General features: G+C 72.3%; 21 protein-coding genes. 14 read left to right on the forward strand and 7 right to left on the reverse strand.

The genetic code is table 11. From position 1 onward, the window contains the following. Positions 1-2 precede the first annotated feature (2 nt). From AC1DV7_RS12290 to AC1DV7_RS12300, 3 genes are read right to left on the reverse strand one after another with little or no spacing between them, the layout of a single operon-like run. The gene (locus AC1DV7_RS12290; protein WP_477597416.1) at positions 3-950 is read right to left on the reverse strand and encodes a sucrase ferredoxin; all 948 of its coding nucleotides are present in this window, start codon (positions 948-950) and stop codon (positions 3-5) included. Next, on the reverse strand, positions 947-3,439 hold the full coding sequence (locus AC1DV7_RS12295; protein WP_477597417.1) for a DNA gyrase/topoisomerase IV subunit A: 2,493 nt from the start codon (positions 3,437-3,439) through the stop codon (positions 947-949). The genes AC1DV7_RS12290 and AC1DV7_RS12295 overlap by 4 nt, the downstream gene beginning before the upstream one ends. A 58-nt stretch (positions 3,440-3,497) precedes the next feature. Continuing rightward, positions 3,498-4,175, reverse strand: a complete 678-nt coding sequence (locus AC1DV7_RS12300; protein ID WP_477597418.1) for a nitroreductase family protein — start codon at positions 4,173-4,175, stop codon at positions 3,498-3,500. Between the two features lie 81 nt (positions 4,176-4,256). Between AC1DV7_RS12300 and AC1DV7_RS12305 the strand changes: the two genes are divergently transcribed. From AC1DV7_RS12305 to AC1DV7_RS12330, 6 genes are all read left to right on the forward strand, one after another. Further along, entirely contained in the window at positions 4,257-4,829 is a 573-nt protein-coding gene (locus AC1DV7_RS12305; RefSeq protein WP_477597419.1) for an RNA polymerase sigma factor, read from the forward strand. Then, a complete protein-coding gene (locus AC1DV7_RS12310; protein WP_477597420.1) occupies positions 4,826-6,274 on the forward strand; it encodes a sialidase family protein in 1,449 nt (482 codons plus the stop codon). The genes AC1DV7_RS12305 and AC1DV7_RS12310 overlap by 4 nt, the downstream gene beginning before the upstream one ends. Before the next feature lie 101 nt (positions 6,275-6,375). Further along, a complete protein-coding gene (locus AC1DV7_RS12315) occupies positions 6,376-9,042 on the forward strand; it encodes a bifunctional acetate--CoA ligase family protein/GNAT family N-acetyltransferase (RefSeq protein ID WP_477597421.1) in 2,667 nt (888 codons plus the stop codon). Positions 9,043-9,056: 14 nt separating this feature from the next. Further along, on the forward strand, positions 9,057-9,662 hold the full coding sequence (locus AC1DV7_RS12320) for a DUF5998 family protein (protein WP_477597422.1): 606 nt from the start codon (positions 9,057-9,059) through the stop codon (positions 9,660-9,662). A gap of 5 nt (positions 9,663-9,667) precedes the next feature. Beyond that, on the forward strand, positions 9,668-10,819 hold the full coding sequence (locus AC1DV7_RS12325) for an alkaline phosphatase family protein (RefSeq protein ID WP_477597423.1): 1,152 nt from the start codon (positions 9,668-9,670) through the stop codon (positions 10,817-10,819). Positions 10,820-10,840: 21 nt separating this feature from the next. Then, positions 10,841-11,515 (forward strand): thymidine kinase, encoded by a 675-nt coding sequence (locus tag AC1DV7_RS12330; protein ID WP_477597424.1) that lies wholly within the window; start codon positions 10,841-10,843, stop codon positions 11,513-11,515. Between the two features lies 1 nt (position 11,516). Here the strand turns inward: AC1DV7_RS12330 and sepH are convergent, their stop codons facing one another. Continuing rightward, on the reverse strand, positions 11,517-12,791 hold the full coding sequence (sepH, locus tag AC1DV7_RS12335) for a septation protein SepH (protein ID WP_477597425.1): 1,275 nt from the start codon (positions 12,789-12,791) through the stop codon (positions 11,517-11,519). Between the two features lie 93 nt (positions 12,792-12,884). On the opposite strand from sepH, the gene AC1DV7_RS12340 reads away from it, so the two are divergent. Genes AC1DV7_RS12340 through AC1DV7_RS12350 form a run of 3 tightly spaced genes read left to right on the forward strand, consistent with a single transcriptional unit; the run spans position 12,885 to position 15,512 of the window. After that, positions 12,885-13,517: a trimeric intracellular cation channel family protein gene (locus AC1DV7_RS12340; RefSeq protein ID WP_477597426.1), complete on the forward strand. Its 633-nt coding sequence runs from the start codon at positions 12,885-12,887 to the stop codon at positions 13,515-13,517. Further along, on the forward strand, positions 13,514-14,629 hold the full coding sequence (locus AC1DV7_RS12345; RefSeq protein WP_477597427.1) for a ferrochelatase: 1,116 nt from the start codon (positions 13,514-13,516) through the stop codon (positions 14,627-14,629). Before AC1DV7_RS12340 ends, AC1DV7_RS12345 begins: the two co-directional genes overlap by 4 nt. Position 14,630: 1 nt before the next feature. After that, on the forward strand, positions 14,631-15,512 hold the full coding sequence (locus tag AC1DV7_RS12350; RefSeq protein ID WP_477597428.1) for an inositol monophosphatase family protein: 882 nt from the start codon (positions 14,631-14,633) through the stop codon (positions 15,510-15,512). On the opposite strand, the gene AC1DV7_RS12355 is transcribed toward AC1DV7_RS12350, so the two are convergent. Then, the gene (locus AC1DV7_RS12355) at positions 15,497-15,682 is read right to left on the reverse strand and encodes a hypothetical protein (RefSeq protein ID WP_477597429.1); all 186 of its coding nucleotides are present in this window, start codon (positions 15,680-15,682) and stop codon (positions 15,497-15,499) included. The two genes, AC1DV7_RS12350 and AC1DV7_RS12355, sit on opposite strands and share 16 nt — an antisense overlap. 317 nt (positions 15,683-15,999) lie before the next feature. Between AC1DV7_RS12355 and AC1DV7_RS12360 the strand changes: the two genes are divergently transcribed. Genes AC1DV7_RS12360 through AC1DV7_RS12380 form a run of 5 tightly spaced genes read left to right on the forward strand, consistent with a single transcriptional unit; the run spans position 16,000 to position 18,882 of the window. Beyond that, positions 16,000-16,299: a DUF4193 domain-containing protein gene (locus tag AC1DV7_RS12360; RefSeq protein ID WP_477597430.1), complete on the forward strand. Its 300-nt coding sequence runs from the start codon at positions 16,000-16,002 to the stop codon at positions 16,297-16,299. A 19-nt stretch (positions 16,300-16,318) separates the two neighbouring features. Continuing rightward, the gene (dut, locus tag AC1DV7_RS12365) at positions 16,319-16,849 is read left to right on the forward strand and encodes a dUTP diphosphatase (RefSeq protein ID WP_477597431.1); all 531 of its coding nucleotides are present in this window, start codon (positions 16,319-16,321) and stop codon (positions 16,847-16,849) included. Then, entirely contained in the window at positions 16,846-17,694 is an 849-nt protein-coding gene (locus AC1DV7_RS12370) for a DUF3710 domain-containing protein (protein WP_477597432.1), read from the forward strand. The genes dut and AC1DV7_RS12370 overlap by 4 nt, the downstream gene beginning before the upstream one ends. A gap of 8 nt (positions 17,695-17,702) precedes the next feature. After that, complete coding sequence (locus AC1DV7_RS12375) at positions 17,703-18,179, forward strand: OB-fold nucleic acid binding domain-containing protein (RefSeq protein WP_477597433.1); 477 nt, start codon at positions 17,703-17,705, stop codon at positions 18,177-18,179. Then, the gene (locus AC1DV7_RS12380) at positions 18,169-18,882 is read left to right on the forward strand and encodes a DUF3159 domain-containing protein (protein WP_477597434.1); all 714 of its coding nucleotides are present in this window, start codon (positions 18,169-18,171) and stop codon (positions 18,880-18,882) included. Before AC1DV7_RS12375 ends, AC1DV7_RS12380 begins: the two co-directional genes overlap by 11 nt. Here AC1DV7_RS12380 and AC1DV7_RS12385 read toward each other — a convergent pair. Both AC1DV7_RS12385 and AC1DV7_RS12390 read right to left on the reverse strand, forming a co-directional pair. Then, a complete protein-coding gene (locus AC1DV7_RS12385) occupies positions 18,855-19,568 on the reverse strand; it encodes a potassium channel family protein (RefSeq protein WP_477597442.1) in 714 nt (237 codons plus the stop codon). The two genes, AC1DV7_RS12380 and AC1DV7_RS12385, sit on opposite strands and share 28 nt — an antisense overlap. Next, positions 19,565-20,233: a potassium channel family protein gene (locus AC1DV7_RS12390; protein ID WP_477597435.1), complete on the reverse strand. Its 669-nt coding sequence runs from the start codon at positions 20,231-20,233 to the stop codon at positions 19,565-19,567. The genes AC1DV7_RS12385 and AC1DV7_RS12390 overlap by 4 nt, the downstream gene beginning before the upstream one ends. Between the last annotated feature and the right edge of the window lie 48 nt (positions 20,234-20,281).

A 20,281-nucleotide genomic window follows, 5' to 3' on the forward strand; every position in this document is an offset into this window, starting at 1 on the left:
GATCACTCTTGGGTGCGAGTCCGCCACTCCAGGACCGCGATCGCGGCCTTGCCGCACGACTCGGGGAGCCCGTCGCCGTCGGCCAGGTCGGGCGTCGCCCTCGTCACCTCGACCGTCCAGCTGCGGCCGTCCCGGTGTGCGACCGACACCAGGTCCGAAGCGCCGTCCCAGCGGCCCGACAGGGCGGTCAGCGAGGTGATCCCCTCGCGGTGGCGGACGTGAGCGACCGCAGCCTGGACCGGTCCGCTCAGCGCACTCAGCCCACGGTCGTGCAGGGGGCCGGACAGCGACAGCGGGGCCTCGTCACGGTCCGCCGCCTCGAGGAGGGCGGCCGCCGACGCTGCGTCGAGCCTGGCCAGGGTGGCGCCGTGGGGGAGCAGCACCCCCGTGGGTGCGAAGCGGTGGCCACCGGTGTGCGAGGCCTCCCACACCCGCCCGGGCGCCAGCTGCGCTGCATCGAGGGCGACCGGCCGGCCGCGCACGGCGCAGCACACGTCGCGGCGCCCGTTCGTGCAGACCAGCAGGACCGGGGCAGCCGGCACGGCTCCGGGGGAGGACGCAGCGACGGCTTCGCGGTCGCCACGGGCCAGGGCGTCGAGGTCGACGTCGAGCAGGACGGCAGGGTCGACGACGGTGGCCTCCAGGAGCCACGGCTCGGGTCCGGCCCACGCGAGGTATGCCGTGTGGCCGGCCGCGATGTGCTCGTCGGCGTGGCGTCCCGCGCGGCGGATCAGGGTGAGTCGGCCGCCGCGGCTCGAACAGGCCTGGTCGAGTGAGCTGCCCAGTGCGGCGGGCAGATGCGACTGCGTCGCCGCCAGGCGGCCCCAGGGCCCGGGCTGCTCGAGGGCGACGAAGAACCTCGCCCCAGCCGCCGTGCCGTACGCGCTGACGCCGGTCCGGTCGAAGCCGACCGAGCAGGCATCCGGTGCCGGGACCGCATGGGTCGTCACGAGTCGGTCGAGCCGTCCGTGGCCGTCGTGCGGGCCCGCGGGGGAGCAGCGATCCTCGCGATCGCAGCCGACGCCGCGACCCCGGAGCCGTCCCGGCGGCCGGTGGCCTCGGGCAGGTCGAGGGCGACGCCGTTGCCCCCGGCGGCACGCGCTGGCGTCTCGCCGGCCCAGGCGAGCACGAGGGTGTCCTCGCCACGCAGGAAGCGGTGGCAGCGGACGCCACCGGTGGCCCGGCCCTTGGCCGGGTACTCGGCATACGGCGTCACCTTGAGCGACCCCGGCTCGGTGCCGGGCAGGGCCCCGGAGGACCCGCTCGAGGTGACGACCACGGCGTCGGCGGCCGGGTCGACCGCGCCGAAGAAGACGACCCGCTGACCCGTGGCGACCTTGATGCCCGCCATCCCGCCCGCGGCGCGTCCCTGGGGGCGTACGGAGGCTGCCCCGAAGCGCAGCAGCTGGGCGTCGGACGTGATGAAGACGAGGTCCTCGGCGCCCGTCCGCAGCTCGACCGCGCCGACGACCTCGTCATCGTCCTTCAGGCCGACGACCTCGAAGTCGCCACGGCCCGGGTAGTCGGTGGTGACCCTCTTGACGACGCCCTGGGCGGTGCCGAGGGCGATGCCGGGGGAGTCGCTCGCGAGCGACACGATGGTGAGTGGCTCCTCGCCCGACGGCAGGTCGACGTAGGCGGCCAGCGGCGCGCCGCCGGACAGGCTCGGGGCGCCGTTGGTGGGTGGCAGCATCGGCAGCTCGAGCGCCGAGAGCCGGATCAGGCGGCCGCGCGAGGTCAGGAGCCCCACCTCACCGCGGGCCGTCGTCTGCACGGCACCGATGATCGCGTCGTGACGGCTGCGGCCGGAGTCGGCCGGGATCGGGTCGGCGGAGGTGGTGCGGGCCATGAGGCCGGTCGACGAGAGCAGCACCCAGCAGGGGTCGTCGGAGACCTCCAGCGGCGTGGCCGTCGTCGCGGGGACCCCGGCGGACTCCAGCAGCACGGTCCGCCGGGGCGTGCCGTGCGCCTTGGCGACGTCCGCCAGCTCGGTGGAGACCGTCCTGATGAGCAGCTTCTCGTCCCCGAGGATCGCCTCGAGCTCCTCGATCAGCCGCTCGAGCTCGGTCTTCTCCTTCTCGAGCTCGATCCGGCTGAACTTGGTGAGCCGGCGCAGCTGCAGGTCGAGGATGTAGTTGGCCTGGACCTCGGACAGGTCGAAGACGTCCATGAGCCGCTGGCGCGCGATCTTGGTGTCGTCGGAGGTGCGGATCAGCTGGATGACCTCGTCGATGTCGAGGATCGCGATCAGCAGGCCCTCGACGAGGTGCAGCTGGTCGCGGTACTTCTTGAGGCGGAACTCGGTGCGACGCCTGACGACCTGGGTGCGGAACTCGACATAGACGCGCAGCAGGTCCTTGAGCCCGAGGGTTCGCGGCTGCCCGTCGACGAGGGCGACGTTGTTGATGGAGAAGGAGTCCTCCATCGGGGTCAGCTTGTAGAGCTGCTCGAGCACCGCGTCGGGGTTGAAGCCGTTCTTGACCTCGATGACCAGCCGCAGGCCGTGCTTGCGGTCGGTGAGGTCCTTCACGTCCGAGATGCCCTGGAGCTTCTTGGACTGCACCGCGTCCTTGATCTTCTCGATGACCTTCTCGGGGCCGACGAGGTAGGGCAGCTCGGTGACCACGATGCCCTGGCGGCGCGGGGTGACCTTCTCGATGCGCGTCGTGGCGCGGGTGCGGAACGAGCCCTTGCCGGTGAGGTAGGCGTCGCGGATCCCGTCGAGCCCCACGATCCGGCCGCCGAGCGGCAGGTCGGGCCCGGGCACGAACTTCATGAGGTCGTCCAGCGAGCAGCTCGGGTTTGCCAGCAGGTGGCGCGCCGCGCCGATGACCTCGACGAGGTTGTGCGGCGGCATGTTGGTGGCGAACCCGACGGCGATGCCGCTGACGCCGTTGACGAGCAGGTTGGGGAACGCCGCGGGCATGACCGCCGGCTGCATCAGCTGGTCGTCGTAGTTGGGGACGAAGTCGACCGTGTTCTCGTTCAGGCCGGCCGTCATGAGCAGCGCCGCGGGCGCCGGTCGTGCCTCGGTGTAGCGGGAGGCAGCCGGTCCGTCGTCGAGCGAGCCGAAGTTGCCGTGGCCGTCGACGAGGGGCAGCCGCATGGTGAACGGCTGTGCCATCCGGACCAGCGCGTCGTAGATCGCAGTGTCGCCGTGCGGGTGGTACTTGCCCATGACGTCGCCGACGACGCGGGACGACTTCACGTGACCGCGGTCGGGACGCAACCCCATCTCGTTCATGGAGAACAGGATTCGTCGCTGCACCGGCTTCAGCCCGTCACGGGCGTCGGGCAGCGCGCGGGAGTGGATGACGGAGACGGCGTACTCGAGGAACGCTCCCTGCATCTCGTCCTCGACGTCGATGTCGACGATGCGCTCGACGAAGTCTGCGGTGTCTTCACCGGTCGGGGGGGTGACGGCGGTCTTGCGGGCCATGCGTGTGTGCAACTCCTTGCGGTCGTCCCACGGGGGCGGGGAACCTCGCAATCTTCCCCTACCGCTGCGCCGGTGCTGCGCCCGACTCGCCGCTGAGCCCGTCGTCGGCTCCGCCGCTGAGCCCGTCGTCGGCGCGGCCGAACTGGCCCCAGTGCACGACGTCCTGCGCCGGCCTGCGCGACCGCACGGCGGCCGACCCCTTGGTGCGCGCCAGCTCGTGGCCGAGCGCAACAACCCCGACCAACCGGCGGTTCCCGGGTATGCCGTGGGCCGCCCGCACCGCGTCGTGCCGCGCGGGAGGGACCCCGAAGAACAGCGCCCCGAGCCCCTCGTCGACCGCGGCGAGCAGCATGTAGCCCGCCGCGAGACCGGTGTCGACGTCCCAGTACGGGACCGGCCACCGTGCGGGGTCGCGGTCGGTCCACCCCTTGTCGGGCCGGGCGTAGCGGTCGAGGTAGGTGTCCGGGTCCGACAGGCACAGGACGAGCACGGGCGCCGCGCCGACGCCGCGCAGCCACGCGTCAGCGGGGCTGGTCGGGTCGGCACCGGCCTGCCAGAACCCGGCGGTCTGGTCCGGTCCCTCGAGGACCACGAAGTCCCACCCCTGGCTGAACCCCGCGCTGGGCGCCCGCAACCCGGCATACAGGACCCGCTCGAGCGACTCACGGGGGACGGGACGGTCCGGGTCGAACCGCCGCACCATCCGGCGGCGGCGCAGCACGTCGCGGAGCTCCATGCCCCCATCCTGTCCGGAACAGGCCGGACCCTGCTGCCAGACTGGCCCCAACCACCCGACCCACAGCGGCGTCCACAGGGCATGACGACGATGACCCTGCCCGCGCGTGGGCCTCGGCTCGAGGTGGCGCACAGGGGAGGGGTGCTGGTGGGGACGCGGGAGGGGCAGAGCCGCGCACAGGTCGAGGCTGCCGTCCGCGAGGTCTACGACGCCCACTACGGCCGGCTCGCCGGGTGGACCACCAAGCTCGTCAGCGACCCGGACCTCGCCCACGACCTGGCGACCGAGGCGTTCCTGCGCCTCGTGCGCGAGTTCGGCTCCGTCGACGACCCCCGGGCCTGGCTCTACACCGTCACCGCCAACCTCGTGCGTGACCACTGGCGCAAGCGTGGTCGCGAGGCGTCCGCCTACGAACGCCACCAGGCGGGCGCCGTCGACTTCACCCCGGCGCCCGACCAGGCGACGACCTTGACCGTCCGTGACGCAGTCCTCGCCCTGCCGGACCGGCTTCGGGTCGTGGTGCTGCTGCACTACTTCGCCGACCTGCCGGTCGCCACGGTGGCCCGTCAGCTCGAGAAGTCCGAGGGCACCGTGAAGAGAGACCTGTTCGACGCGCGGCACAAGCTCGCGCAGATCCTGGGAGACGCTCGATGACCCGCGACCTGTCCGACCTGCCCGGCGAGGGGGAGCAGCGCGACCTCGTCGCCGACTTCTTCGACCGAGAGCGTGCCGGCATCCGCGAGCTGCCCGCCGGGCCGGACCGGTGGGAGTCGATCCTCGTCGAGTCCCGCCGCCCCAGGCGGCGCCACGTGTTCCCCTACCTGTCCGCGGCGGCGGCCGTCGTCGTGGCCGCGGGGGTCGTCTGGGCCACCGGGCACGGGCCCGGCACCCAGGAGGCTGCCCCGCCGGCCAGCAGCTCGACCCCGGTCGCAACCGTGACCGTGACCGCCACGCGGGGTCCGGTGGTGGTGCCCCCACCGAGCGGGCCGTCCGGGGCCTCTTCCCCGACCACCGTGGCCGGACCGCTTCCGGCGCCCAGGACGTTCAGCCTCGTCTCGATGAGCAATGGCGGGGGCAGGCACCTGTTCGCCCTCGGGTCGGCGACCTGCCCCAAGGGGGCGTGCACGGCGGTGATCGGGTCCGACGACGACGGGGCGACCTGGAGCACCCGGGCAGCCTTCGAGACGTTGACCACGCCGGGCTCGCGCAGCACGCCCGACCGGGCGCGCCAGCTGGTCGGTGTCCGGTTCGCCAGCTCCACCATCGGCTACGTCTACGGCAGCTCGACGCTGCGCACGATCGACGGTGGGCGCAGCTGGGCCGACGTGGACGTGGCCGGTCGCACCGTGGTCTCGCTGGAGACCGACGGCACGACGGTGTGGATGGTGACCGCGAAGACCTGTCGCCACACGGAGACGGCAGCGAGGGGCTGCACGGGCCTCGAGGTCTGGTCGGCCGCCGTCACGGCGACCCGGGCCGCCAAGGTGGCCACGCTGGAGCTGCCAGCCCCCGCAGACTCCGCGTGGCTGAGCATGGACGGCGGCGACGCCTACGTCAGCGTCTCGTACTCGGACCAGGCCGTGCAGTCGCTCCCGCAGCGGGTCTCGGGCACCCCCACCCGGCTGGCACGTCCCCAGGGCTGTGCGCCCACCGGTGGCGTCTGGGTGTGGGGCACGGCCAGGACCCGCGGTGCGCTGGTCGCGATGTGCCAGGCCTCGGGCGCCCCCGGCAAGACCTACGCCCTGGCCACCTCGACCGACCGGGGAGCCACGTGGTCCCCGGCGAAGGCGTCGCCTGACCTGGCCACCCCCGGCGCCGCGGGCGCGTGGCTGACAGCCGTCGACCTGCGGCACCTCGTCGTGGTCCTCCAGGGCCTGCCCACCAGCCTCCCGGTGTTCGACAACCCCACCGCGATCCTGTCGACCAGCGACGGCGGAGCCACCTGGGCGCGTCCCCGCGTGGACCAGGGTGCGGACGACGCGTTCGCCTGGGTGGGTGCCGCCGGTGGCCCGACCGTGTACGCCGTGGCTAAGGGAGGCAGGTACGACGTGAGCAGCGACAGCGGCGCATCGTTCGAGCGACGGTCGTTCCGGAGGTAGTCGTCCTGAGGTAGTCGTCCGGAGGTGGTCGTCCGGAGACGGTTCGCGGGGCAGGGGAGCCGGGGACCTCCGGGCGGTGGTCTCGTGACATGATTTTGCCCATGACCGAGGGCGCCGAGCGACCTGACGGCTACCCGGCCACCTGGGAGGCAGACGTCGTGCTCCGCGACGGGTCGGTCGCCCACCTGCGCCCGATCACGCCGGCCGACGCCGAGGCAGTTCGCCGGTTCCACGCCGGGCAGTCGGACGAGTCGATCTACATGCGGTTCTTCGCCCCCCTGCGACAGCTGAGCGACCGTGACGTGCGCCGGTTCACCCACGTCGACCACGTCGAGCGGGTGGCCCTGGTGGCCACCGTGCGCGGCGACATCATCGGGATCGGGCGCTACGACAAGATCACGCCGACCAGTGCCGAGGTCGCGTTCAACATCTCGGACTCGTTCCAGGGCAAGGGGATCGGCTCGGTCCTGCTCGAACACCTCGCCGTCATCGCGTGGGAGGCCGGCGTCGAGGAGTTCACCGCCGAGGTGCTGCCGCAGAACCGCAAGATGATCTCGGTCTTCTCCGAGGCCGGCTACGAGGTGACGAGGCACATCGCGGACGGCGTGGTGTCCCTGCGGTTCCAGATCCAGCCGACGGAGCGGTCCGAGGCCGTCCGGCTCTCCCGTGAGCACCGCGCCGAGTCCGTGAGCATGCACGCCGTGCTGTTCCCGGACTCGATCGCCGTCGTGGGAGCCAGCCGTCGGCCTGAGTCGATCGGACACCACATCCTGGCCAACATCCAGGCCTCCGGCTTCCAGGGAGCCCTGCACGCCGTCAACCGTGAGGCGATGGAGGTGCTCGGGCTGCCGTCGTACGCCAGGGTCTCCGACGTCCCCGACCACGTCGACCTCGCGGTGGTCGCCGTGCCCGCCGAGGAGGTGCTCGACGTCGTGGCGGACTGCGCCGAGGCGGGCGTCAGGACGCTCCTCGTGCTCAGCGCCGGCTTCGCAGAGTCCGGTCCAGAGGGCGAGGAGCTCCAGGTGGGCCTGCTCGCGGCGGCCCGGGAGGCAGGGATGCGGGTGCTCGGTCCGAACTCGTTCGGCGTCATCAACAACCATCCCTCGGTCCGGCTCAACGCCTCCCTCGCGCCCGAGCTGCCGCCGCCCGGACGGTTGGGTCTGTTCGCGCAGAGCGGTGCCCTGGGCATCGCCGTGCTCGCCTCGGCCGCGCGTCGCGGCCTGGGCATCTCCGTGTTCGCCTCGGCGGGCAACCGCGTCGACGTCTCGGGCAACGACTTCATGCAGTACTGGATCGACGACGAGGACACCGACGTGGTCGGCCTCTACCTCGAGTCGATGGGCAACCCCCGCAAGTTCTCGCGCATCGCCCGGCGGCTCGCCTCGACCAAGCCCGTCATCGTCGTGAAGTCAGGGGTCTCGTCGTACGGCGTCCCGCCGGGGCACCGCGCCCGCACGACCAGGGTCCGCCCAGAGGCGTTCGACGCCATGCTGCGGCAGGCCGGCGTCATCCGGGTCGAGAACGTCCACCAGATGTTCGACGTGGCGCAGCTGGTCGCCCACCAGAGCCTGCCCCAGGGCAACCGCGTGGCGATCGTCGGCAACTCCGACGCGCTGGGGGCGCTGAGCGCCGAGGCTTGCGTGAGCTGGGGGCTGCAGGTGGCCCACGGTCCCGTGTCCCTGCCCAGCGACGCCAAGGGGGAGCAGTTCGCCGAGGCGCTCGAGGCCGCCTTTGCCGACCCCGAGGTCGACAGCGTCCTGACCTGCTTCATCCCGCCGCTCGTGACCCTCGACGAGGACGTCGCGATCGCGGTGCGCACTGCCGCCGCGCGCTACGAAAAGCCTTGTCTGGCAACCTTCCTCGGTATGCGCGGGGTGGTCGACCAGCTGTCCGGCACCACGGACGACGGCCGCACCACCGTCGTGCCGGCCTATGCCATGCCCGAGGACGCCGTGCGGGCTCTCGTGGCCGCCACGCGGTATGCCGAGTGGCGCAGTCGCGACCGTGGAGTCCCCGTCCATCCGGCCGGCACCGACCGCGAGGCCGCCGAGGCCCTGGTCGAGCGGGTGCTGGCCAAGGACCCCGAGGGGCGACGGCTGGACCCCGACGAGGTCCACGAGCTGCTGGCCACGCACGGCATCGACGTCTGGCGCAGCGAACCGGTGCAGACCGCCGACGAGGCGGTCGAGGCGGCCGAGCGCCTGGGCTACCCGGTGGTCATCAAGTCGGTGGCGCCGCTGCTGCGGCACCAGCCGGGGCTGAGCGGCATCCGGGTCGACCTCGGGTCGGCGGCGCTCGTGCGTGAGGCCTTCGCCGGGCTGAACGAGCGCCTCGCCCCCTTGTCCGCCAACACGTTCGTGGTGCAGCGGATGGCCACCCCGGGCGTCTCGTGCGTCGTCCGCAGCGACGAGGACCCGTTGTTCGGCCCGGTGGTCTCGTTCAGCATCGCCGGGCCGCCCACCGAGCTCCTGGGCGACATCGGCCACCGCATCCCGCCGCTGACCGACGTCGACGTCTCCGACCTCATCTCCTCGGTCAAGGCCTCGCCGATGCTGCACGGCCACCGCGGCGCCGTCCCCGTCCACCGGGCGGCCCTGTCCGACCTGATCGCACGCGTCTCGGTGCTGGCCGACAACCTGCCCGAGGTGGCAAGCCTGGTGCTCAACCCGGTGAACGCCCACCCGGGCGGGGTCGACGTCCTCGGGGCCGACATCGTGCTCTCCGCGACCCCCCAGCGCAAGGACCCGGGGCGTCGTTCACTGACCTAGGGCAAGATGTCCCCATGGGTTCCCCCTCCTCGACCGGCGCCGCGACGCCCCTGGCACCGCTGCCCGACGACCTCACCCGCGCGATCCAGCGGGCCGGCTACTACCCGGCACTCGTCGGTGACGTCGTCCGGGCCGCCCTGGGTGCCGAGCCGGTGGTGTCGCACCTGGTCCACCAGGAGACGACCTTCGACCAGGACGCCGTGCGCCGCCACATCACCGTGCTCGCCCTCACCGGCACGCGACTGGTCATCGCCCACGCCGACGACCACACCGACGAGCGACCCGACCACGAGGACCTCGCGACGGCGACCACCGAGTGCGTGCCACTGAGCGCCGTCCGTGGGGTGATGATCACCCACGTGGTGGCGCGCCCCCAGGACTACCGCCCCGGCTCGCTCGGTCGCGAGATCACCCTCACCCTCGGCTGGGGCGCCGTGAGCCGGCTCGACCTCGTCCCGGCGTCGTGTGCCGATCCCGACTGCGACGCCGACCACGGCTACGAGGGCACCGTCGCCTCCGACGACATCTCCCTGCGGATCAGCGCCGAGGCAGAGGGCGACGACGCCCTGCAGCACGCCCTCGACTTCGCCCGCGAGCTCTCGGCGAGCATCGGCCGATAGGAGCGATGCCTCACGAGGGGATCCTGGCGCCGCGGTACGACTCTGCGGGGTTGGCAGGCGTCCTCCCGGCCGTCGCGGCGAGCCTGGGCATCCCTGCGTATGCCGGTCGCACCGACCTGCTGGAGCTCGCCCCCGCTCGCCGTGCGGTCGTGGTGCTCGTCGACGGCCTCGGTTACGAGCTGATCCGGCGCCGCGGCGGACACGCACCCTTCCTGCGCTCGCTGCTGCCGGCGGCATACCGGATCACGGCGGGGTTCCCGTCGACCACGGCGACATCCATGGGCACGTTCGGCACCGGGCTGCCACCGGGGGCGCACGGGCTGCTCGGCTACGAGGTGCTCGTGCCGGGGGAGGACCGCCTGGTCAACGAGCTGTCCTGGGAGGACGGGCCGGACCCCCTGACGTGGCAACCGGAACCCACCGTGTTCGAGGTGGCCGAGCGCGCGGGCGTGCCCGTCACGCGGGTCGGACCGGCGTTCTTCGACGGGTCCGGGCTCACCCGGGCCGCGGTGCGTGGTGGTCGTTTCCGCTCCGCCGACCTGTTGCCCGCGCGCGTGGACGCCACGCTGGCCGCGGTCCGCGCCGACCCCCGCGCGCTGGTCTACCTCTACTGGGGTGAGCTCGACAAGGTCGGGCACGTCCACGGCTGTCAGTCGTGGGAGTGGGGCGACGAGGTCGAGGCCATCGACGCCGAGCTCGCCCGGCTGGTGCGCTCGGTGCCGAGCGACACGGCCGTCTACGTCACGGCGGACCACGGCATGGTCGACGCGCCGCACGCCCTGCGCATCGACCTGGCCCACGACAGCGAGCTCGCCGCGGGGATCCGCCACGTCGGCGGCGAGCCGCGTGCGCTGCAGCTGTACTGCGAGCCGGGTGCCGCTGCGGACGTCGCAGCCACCTGGGCCGAGCGGGTCGGCGAGCGAGCCTGGCTGCGCACGCGTGACGAGGCCGTCCGGGAGGGCTGGTTCGGTCCGGTCACCGAGGTCAACAGCCCGCGTATCGGCGACCTCGTCGTCGCCATGCGGGACAACTTCGCCATCGTCGACAGCCGACGCGCCCGCCCCCAGCTGCTCGCCCTCGTGGGGCTGCACGGATCCCTCACCGAGGACGAGTCGGCGGTCCCTCTGTTCCACGTGTCGGCCCGGGTCCATGGCTGACCTCGCCTAGGGTGTCCTCTCGTGGCTGAGCTCGTCTTCTTCTCCGGGACCATGGATTCCGGCAAGTCCACCCTGGCGCTCCAGATGGACCACAACCACCGGGCGCGGGGCCGGGCGGGGTTGATCTACACCAAGCTCGACCGGGCCGGCGCCGAGGTGCTGTCGTCACGGCTGGGCCTGTCGACCGCGGCTCATGAGGTCCACGACGACCTGGACTTCTGGGAGGCCGTCGTCGAGCACGCCACCCACGGCCAGCGGGTCGACTACCTCATCTGTGACGAGGTGCAGTTCTACTCGCCCGAGCAGGTCGAGCAGCTCGCCAAGCTGGTCGACGAGATGGGGGTCGACGTGTTCGCGTTCGGCATCACCGCCGACTTCCGCACCCAGCTCTTCCCCGGCTCACGGCGGATGATCGAGCTGGCGGACCGGGTCCAGGTGCTGCAGGTCGAGGCGTTGTGCTGGTGCGGGCGCCGCGCGACGCAGAACGCGCGGGTCGTCGACGGCGTCATGGTCGTCGAGGGCGAGCAGGTCGTCGTCGGCGACACCAAGCCCGGCAGCGAGACGCTGGTCGAGTACGAGGTGCTCTGCCGCCGGCACTACATGCGTCGGATGAACTCTGCAGCGGCCAGGGCCGCCGCGTCGTCACCGGACGTGCTGCCGTTCGACCTCGAGATCTGCCCGGTGCCCCAGCCGTAGCTCAGTCCCGGGGTCTGGCCCCGAACATCACGTCGTCCCAGCTGGGCACGCTGGGGCGCGCGGGCTTCTTCGCCGGACGCGGCTTGGCAGCGGCAACGGCTCGGTGGTCGTCGTCGTGGTCGTCGTCGTGGTCGTCCTGGTGACGGTCGGCGGGCTCCTCGCGGCCGCCCGGATGACGGTCGCCGTGCTCGTCCGCGGCCGGGAGGACGTCGTCACCCACCGAGTCCGCGACGGCGCGGACGGGGAGGACGGCCGGCGCCTCGGGAACAAGCTCGGGGACGACCTCGCGGACGACCTCGCGAACGACCTCGGCAGGGACCTCCACCGACGCCTCGGGACCCGGCTCGTCCGCGCTCGCGGGCTCGTCCAGCGGGTGTGGTCCGCGGGCCGGCGGGGGCGGCGGCATCGTCTGGGGGTCGAAGTGGATGTCCTCGAGGGGCAGGGCGTCCTCGCGGGGCATCGAGTCGAGCGGGGTCTGGGTGGCCGTGCCCTTGCGGCGGCGGGGCCGGCCGCGGTGCGAGGCCCGCTCGCGCATGGCGGTCATGAGGTCGACCGGCTCGTCGGTCACTGCGGCGACGGGGGCCTGACGTCGGCCGCCCTTGCCCTGGACGCCACCCTCGGCCTCGACGTCGTAGACGGTCGTCGAGCGCACCGGCGCCGACACCAGGTGCGGCGCGGGCAATGGAGAGCCCGTGCCGACCGTGTCGTCCTCGCTGAGCCAGCGTGCTTCGTCGTCGGCCGCCACGACCGTGCGGGCCGCGACGTCGAAGGTCCACTTGGCCTGGCGCTCGCGCCCCCCCGCCGGGAAGGTCACGATGACGGTCCAGCCACCGTCCTCGCCCCGGGCAGAGTCCCACTCGGCGTGGGCGGGGTCGACCCCACGGCCGGAGAGCCGCTGGCTGACCCGGGAGGACAGTGTGGGGGTCGAGGCGTTGCCGGAGCCGCGGCCGCGTAGCCGGACCCCGCGGGCCAGACCTGCGACGTACTCGCGCTCGGCGACGATCGGCCCCTCGTAGCGGCGGACCTTCTCGACGGTCCAGCCGGCTCGGTCGGCAACGTCCTCGGCGGAGAAGCCGGCCCGGATCAGGGCCTGCACCTCGCGCGGCCGCATGCCACCGTCGATCTCGATCTGGAGCTGGCCCAGGCGTGGCCGGTCGCGGCGCACAGCGGCCCGCAGGGGCTCGTCGAGTGGGACGCGGAAGCGCTCGCCCTCGGAATCGGACACCAGCAGGTGCAGTCCGTCCTCGTGCACACCGATCAGTCGCAGGTCGCGCATTGCCATCTCCCGTGTCGCCACATCGGTGCCGACTCTGCCATCCCGGACCTCCCCGCGAAAGCGACCACGCCGCGACGGTAGTTTTGACCTGCGATGCTGACCTTCGACGCGAACCTGCAGCTGGCCCTCGATCTGGTCGGCGTCTTCGCGTTCGCCCTGTCCGGCGGGCTCGTCGCGGTGAAGAAGCGGCTGGACCTCTTCGGGGTCCTGGTGCTCGCCGGAGCGGCCGCCCTCGGGGGTGGGGTGATGCGCGACGTGCTGATCGGTCACATCCCCCCGGTCGGCGTCTCCGACTGGCGGCTGATCAGCACCGCCGTGGTCGCCGGGCTGGTCACGTTCTTCTTCCACCCCGGGGTCGCGCGGATCTCGCGCCTGGTCCGGGTCCTCGACGCCGCCGGGCTGGCCGTGTTCGCCATCGGCGGCTCACTCAAGGCCCTCGCGGCGGGGATGGACCCGTTCACCTCGGTCCTCGTCGGGGGCATCACCGCCGTCGGCGGTGGGATGGTGCGCGACGTCCTCGCCGGCCAGGTGCCCGAGGTCCTGCGTCGCGAGATGTACGCCCTGCCGGCCCTGCTGGGCTCGGTGCTCATCGTCTCGGCGCACCACGTCGACCTGATCAACCCGTTCGTGATCTGGGCGTGCGTCGCCCTCGTGTTCACCGTGCGGATGGTGGCCGTCGTCCTCGACGTCCACGCACCACGACCCCTGAGGACCGGTGAGTCATGACCACACCCAACCCGCTGGACCCGTACGACGGCATCCTGCTGCTGTCCTTCGGCGGACCCGAGAAGCCCGAGGACGTCCTGCCGTTCCTGCGCACGGTCACCGCCGGCAAGGGCATCCCCGACGCCAGGCTCGAGGAGGTCGGCCAGCACTACTACGGCTTCGGCGGCCGCAGCCCCATCAACGACCAGAACCGCGCGCTCATCGCCGCGCTGCGGGCCGAGCTCGACCGCCGTGAGATCGACACCCCCATCATCTGGGGCAACCGCAACTTCACGCCGTTCACCCTCGAGGCGCTCACCGAGGCGTCCGAACGCGGGCTGCGGCGACTGGTCACCGTGGTCACCAGCGCCTACTCCTCGTACTCCTCGTGCCGTCAGTACCGCGAGGACCTCGCCCGGGCCCAGGCCGAGGCGGCCGAGCAGGGTCACGAGGTGGTCGTCGACAAGGTGCGCCCCTACGTGGGGCACCCGGGTTTCTCCAGGGCGACCAGCCGGCTCGTGACCGAGGCCGTGCGGTCGGTGCTGCGCGCGGGCGAGGCCGAGGCCGGCATACGCCTGCTGTTCGTCACCCACTCCATCCCGACCGCCATGGACGACACGTCCGGGCCCGGCGATGACGAGGGCAACGCGTACGCGCGCCAGCACGTCGCGCTCGGCACGGCAGTCACCGGTGAGGTCAACGCCACGCTGGACACCGACCTCACGGGCGAGCTGGTCTTCTGCTCGAGGTCCGGGCCGCCGAGCCAGCCCTGGCTGGAGCCCGACGTCAACGACCGGCTCGAGGAGCTCGCCGCCGAGGGCGCCACGACTGTCGTGCTGGCTCCCATCGGCTTCGTGTCGGACCACATGGAGGTCGTCTACGACCTCGACACGGAGGCTGCCGCCACCGCCGAACGCCTCGGGCTGCGGCTCGTGCGGGTCCCGACGGTGGGCACCGACGCCGAGTTCGTGTCGGGTCTGGTCGAGCTCGTGGTGGAGCGCGCGGCGGAGGCCCGCGGTGAGGCGCCGGCGCGCCCGTCGTGGCCGAGCGGGCTCGCCCTGCCGTCGGTGTGCGCGCCCGGCTGCTGCCCCAACCTCCGCGAGGCCCGCCCGGCGATCTGTGGGCAGGACTGACATGGCCGCCGACGACCACACGCTGCCGGACCCGGCCGAGCTCGTCGAGCTGGAGCGACTTGCCGTGGAGCTGGCCCTCGAGGCGGGGGGCCTCATCGTCGACGAGCGACCCGACGACCTCGGCGTCAGCAAGACCAAGTCGTCGGCCACGGACGTGGTCACCGTCATGGACCAGCGAGCCCAGGACCTGTTGCGCTCGCGGCTGCACGCCGCCCGCCCGCAGGACGGCTTCCTCGGCGAGGAGGAGGGCGGGGCGACCTCGCAGTCGCCGATCACGTGGGTCGTCGACCCGATCGACGGCACGGTCAACTATCTCTACGGCATTCCCTCGTATGCCGTGTCCGTCGCGGCCGTCGTCGGGGACCCCTCCCGACCGGGCGCCTGGCGCCCGGTCGCCGGGGCGGTGGTCAACCCCGTCACCGGTGAGGTCTTCCGGGCCCGCGCCGGGGGCGGGGCCTGGCTGCGCACCGGCGACGGTGAGTCCCGGCTCGCGGTGGGGGACCAGACCGACCTCTCGCAGGCGCTGGCCGGCACCGGGTTCGGCTACTCGACCGGTCGGCGGCTGTGGCAGGCGCGCGTGCTCGTCGAGGTGATCGCCCAGGTCCGTGACATCCGCAGGCTGGGCAGCGCCGCCCTCGACATCTGTGGCGTGGCGGCGGGGACGCTGGACTGCTACTTCGAACGCGGTCTCAACGCCTGGGACTTCGCCGCGGCCTGGTTGGTGCTCACCGAGGCAGGGGGAGCGTTCACCGGCCTGGACGGCGCGGCGCCGGACTCCTCCATGGTGGTCGGCGGCCCAGTCGGCCTGCACGCCGCCCTCGAGGCAGTGGTGGCCGTGGCCGCCCGAGCGGCGGGGGAGGAGTCGGCTCAGGCGGCCGAGTAGCCCGCCAGCTCGGGGACGCGCAGCCCGTGTTCCTGGGCGATTCTGGCCAAGCCCTCGAGCTCGGCTTCGCGGACGGTGGCGAGGTAGTCGTCGCCTGACTCCTTCGCAGCCCGCAGGTCCTGGGCGGCGCGGGCGGCGCGGTGGGAGATCTCGGTGTGGAGCTCGGTCATCGTGGAACCCTCTCGGTGGCCGGAAAAAGGAGACTACGGGCCCGGGGGCACATCAGCCGCATCGAGGTCGGCGGATTGGGTGAATCCTTGGTGAATGCAGACCAACCGTTGGGGTTCCCGAGCGGGCGGCGGCGGCAGTCGTCGGCCCCGCAGCCCGCGAATCTGGACGCGATGGTGACGTCCGGCCCTGGATAGGGCACAATCCCCGCCTGCAGTGGGCACAAAATCATGGCGATCTGCGTTACACGGGCGACTGGTCCTCCCGAGTCACTCGGGAAGGCCCCAACCGCGAGAGAAACTGGAGTACGACAGCGACTATGGCGACTGACTACGACGCGCCGCGCAAGACCGACGACGAGCTGTCCGAGGACTCGATCGAGGAGTTGAAGTCCCGCCGCGTCGACAAGAGCGCCTCGAGCGTCGACGTCGACGAGACCGAGCAGGCCGAGGGCTTCGAGCTCCCGGGTGCAGACCTCTCCGGCGAGGAGCTCTCCGTTCGCGTGCTCCCGCGCCAGGCGGACGAGTTCACGTGCTCGCGCTGCTTCCTGGTCCACCACCGCAGCCAGCTGGCAAGCGAGGCCGGCGGACAGATGGTGTGCCGGGAGTGCGCCGCCTGACACCGGTACGCGGCAGACGATGCGACACCGCGAGATAGGGTCGGTCCACGTGACTGGCCCTTCTCGCGTTCCCGTGCCGATCCACCGGCTCGACCCCGACCTCCCGGTGCCCGCGTACGCCCACCCGGGCGACGCCGGGGCTGACCTCCACGCCGCCAGCGGGGTCGAGCTCGCCCCCGGTGAGCGCGCGCTGGTGCCCACCGGGCTCGCCATCGCGCTCCCCGAGGGCTTCGTGGGGCTCGTGCACCCGCGGTCGGGGCTGGCTGCCCGGCACGGGGTCACCATCGTCAACGCACCGGGGACGGTCGACGCCGGGTACCGCGGCGAGATCCTCGTCAACCTCGTCAACCTTGACCCACGCGAGGCGTTCACGATCCAGCGCGGCGACCGGATCGCCCAGCTGGTGGTGCAGCGCGTCGAGCACGCAACGTTCGTCGAGGTCGATTCGCTCGATGACACGTCGCGGGGGGACACTGGACACGGTGCCAGTGGTGGCTTCGGAGCCGCCCACCCCGCACCCCACGACAGTGAAGGAATGACCCAGCAGTGAGCATCTTCCGACGCGGCAAGAAGTCAGACGTCACGGACGACGCGGTGGACCAGGGCGACCGCGACGTCAGCGCAGGGGTCGACGGCGAGGTCGACGGCAGCGACGAGGTCGTCGACGGCAACGGCAGCGGCGAGGTCGACGGCCACGCCGAGGCCCAGGACGCGACCACCCACGATGCCGTCGTCGACTCGTCCGACGAGTCGATGCCGGACCGGTCCGCTGGCCCCTTCGACTCCGCCGACGTCGACCCCGACGACGGCCGGCTCGACCTCGGAGCGCTGCGCATCCACGGGGTCGCCGGCATGGAGCTGCGTCTCGAGGTCGACGAGCAGGCCGGCCACGTCGTCGGCGCCACCGCGGTGATGGGTGACTCGGCCGTCCAGCTTCAGGCCTTCGCGGCCCCCAAGACGATGGGCATCTGGGACGGCATCCGCTCCGAGATCGCCCAGTCGATCGTCGCGCAGGGCGGCACCGCCGACGAGACGCGCGGTGAGTTCGGCACCGAGCTGCGCACCCGCATGCCCTCGGCGGGCCCCGACGGGCGCACCGTGTTCGCCCCGGCCCGGTTCACCGGCATCGACGGACCGCGGTGGTTCCTGCGGGCCGTGTTCTCCGGTCGGGCCGCCATCGACGACGAGGCAGCCGCCCCGCTCGTCCACGTCGTCCGCAACACCGTCGTCGTCCGCGGCGACGCCGCGATGGCCCCGCGCGAGATGCTGGTCCTGACCCTGCCCGAGCAGGCCCAATCCGCCGAGGACGCCGCCAGCGACGGTCACGACACCACCCCGCACGCCGACGACCTCAAGCCATTCGAGCGTGGTCCCGAGATCACCGAGGTCAGGTAGGCCCAGTCATGGCCGTGCACACCGACAAAACCGCCACCGCTCCGAGCGGTGCGCAGACCACCAGCACCACCAGCGCCACCAGCGCCACGGGTGCCACCACCGCCACCAAGCCGCGTGGACGCGTGCTCTCCCGGCTGGGGGAGCGCCTCACCAAGTCTGTCACGCAGATCGAGGCCGACGAGCTCAAGCAGGACTCGGCTCGGATGGGCTGTACCGCGATGTGCGACCTGTTGGACCGCCAGGAGGCCGTCGTCGCCGGCACCGTCCGTGCCGTGACGCTCCGGCCGAGGGTCAACGTGCCCGCACTGGTCGTCGACCTCTACGACGGCAGCCGCACCATCAACCTCGTCTGGCTGGGTCGCCGCACCATCGGGGGCATCGAGCCGGGCACCTACGTCCGCGCGACCGGCCGCGTCACGACGATGCGCGGCATCCCCACCATCTTCAACCCGGCATACGAGATCGTCCCGCTCCGTGGCCACTGACCACGAGGCGGTGACCGCCGACCGGACCGCCGAGCAGACCGTCGAGGAGGTCATCCGGCACCGCCTCTCGACCGCGCTCGGGGGCTGGCGCGGCTCGCTCGAGACGGCGCTGCCCACCGTGGCCTTCGTCGTGCTCTGGATCGCGCGGGGCGAACTCGTCCCGGCCCTGGTGGCCGCAGGGGCGGTGACGGTCGTCCTGGCCGTCGTGCGCCTGGCCCAGCGCCAGAGCCTGCAGTTCGTCCTGCAGGCGGTGCTGCCGACCGTCATCGCGGCGGTGTTCGCGCTGCGCAGCGGCAAGGCCGAGGACGCCTTCCTGCCCGGCATCATCTGGAACTCCGTGATGGGGGCCGTGGCAGTCGTGTCGGTCGCCACCCGCTGGCCGCTGGTCGGCTTCATGGTGGCTGCAGGTGACCCGGACCTCGCCGAGGACCCGCTCGGCTGGCACCGGGACAAGGGAGTGGTGCGCGTCTGCCAGCGGCTCACCATGGTGCTCGTCGCGACGTTCGCGATCCGGCTGGCCGTGATGGTGCCGCTCTACCTCGCCGGCCAGGTGGCTTGGCTGGGCGTCGCGAAGGTCGTCCTGGGCTGGCCGCTGTGGCTGGGTGCGGTGGCCGTCATGGGCCTGATGCTGGTCCGGGGGCACACGCCCCAGCAGCTCGAGCCCGACGCGCCCGCTCACTCCACGCCGCGCGGCACCCTCTGACCGGGGCTGAGCATCGCCTCGAGCTCGTCCTCGAACTCCGGGGTGCTGATGAACAACAGCTCGTCGTGCGGCTCGAGTGAGTCGTCGCGGCTCGGGGCGATCGGGTGGTCCTCGCGGATGATGCCCACGAGCACGGTCTCACCGGGGAAGTCCACGTCACCCACGCGCTTGCCGGCGTAGGGGCTGTCCGGCGGCAGCGTCAGCTCGACCATGGTGGCCTTGCCCTGCTGGAACTGGAAGATCCGCACCAGGTCGCCGACACTCACGGCCTCCTCGACGAGGGCCGTCATCAGGCGCGGCGTCGACACCGCCACGTCCACGCCCCAGGCCTCGTCGAACATCCACTCGTTCTTGGGGTTGTTGACGCGAGCCACCGTGCGGGGCACGCCGAACTCGGTCTTGGCCAGCAGCGAGACGACGAGGTTGACCTTGTCGTCACCGGTGGCGGCCACGACGACGTCACACTCAGCCAGGCCGGCCTCGTGCAGCGCGGTGATCTCGCAGGCGTCGGCCAGCAGCCAGTTGGCCTCGGGGATGCGGCTGGCGATCTCCTTGCGCTCCCGGTCCATGAGGAGCACCTGGTGGCCGTTGTGGAGCAGCTCGCGGGCGATGGAACGGCCCACGCTTCCGGCCCCGGCGATGACGACTCGCATGTTCGTTACCTCGTGTTCTGCGCGCGGGGTCAGGCGTCGGTCGGGACGGGTGGGCTGTCGAGGATGCGCTCGACCTGGGGCAGCTCCTCGGCGAGCGTCGCCAGGTGCACGAGGTCGCCCTCCTGGAAGACGGTGTCGACCGCTGGCAGCATCGCGGAGCCGAGGCGCGTGACGTAGGCCGTGCGCGCCCCGGTGGCCTCCTCGAGCTGGGTGAGGCGGCTGCCGATCCACGACGGGTTGACGGCGACCTCGGCGATGACCACCTTGCCCGAGGGGTCGACCAGCTCGGGGACATGACCTTGGGGGAGCAGCCGGCGGATCATCTGGTCGGCCGTCCACTTCACCGTGGCGACGGTGGGGATGCCGAGCCGCTGGTAGACCTCGGCGCGACCGGGGTCGTAGATCCGGGCCACCACGTGCTCGACGCCGAACGTCTCGCGGGCCACGCGGGCCGCGAGGATGTTGGAGTTGTCGCCACTGGAGACGGCCGCGAAGGCGTACGCCTGGTCGATCCCGGCCTCCTTGAGGGTGTCCCGGTCGAAGCCCACGCCGGTGACCCGGCGTCCCTCGAACGAGGACCCGAGCCGGCGGAAGGCCGACTCCTCCTGGTCGATGACCGCCACGTCGTGGCCCTGCCTCTCGAGGCTCACGGCGAGGGAGGACCCCACTCGGCCACAGCCCATGATCACGAAGTGCACGACGCCGACGCTACACCGCGGCATTCGGCCTCGCGCAGGGCGACGCAC

This window comes from Pedococcus sp. P2_E4 (assembly GCF_056403935.1).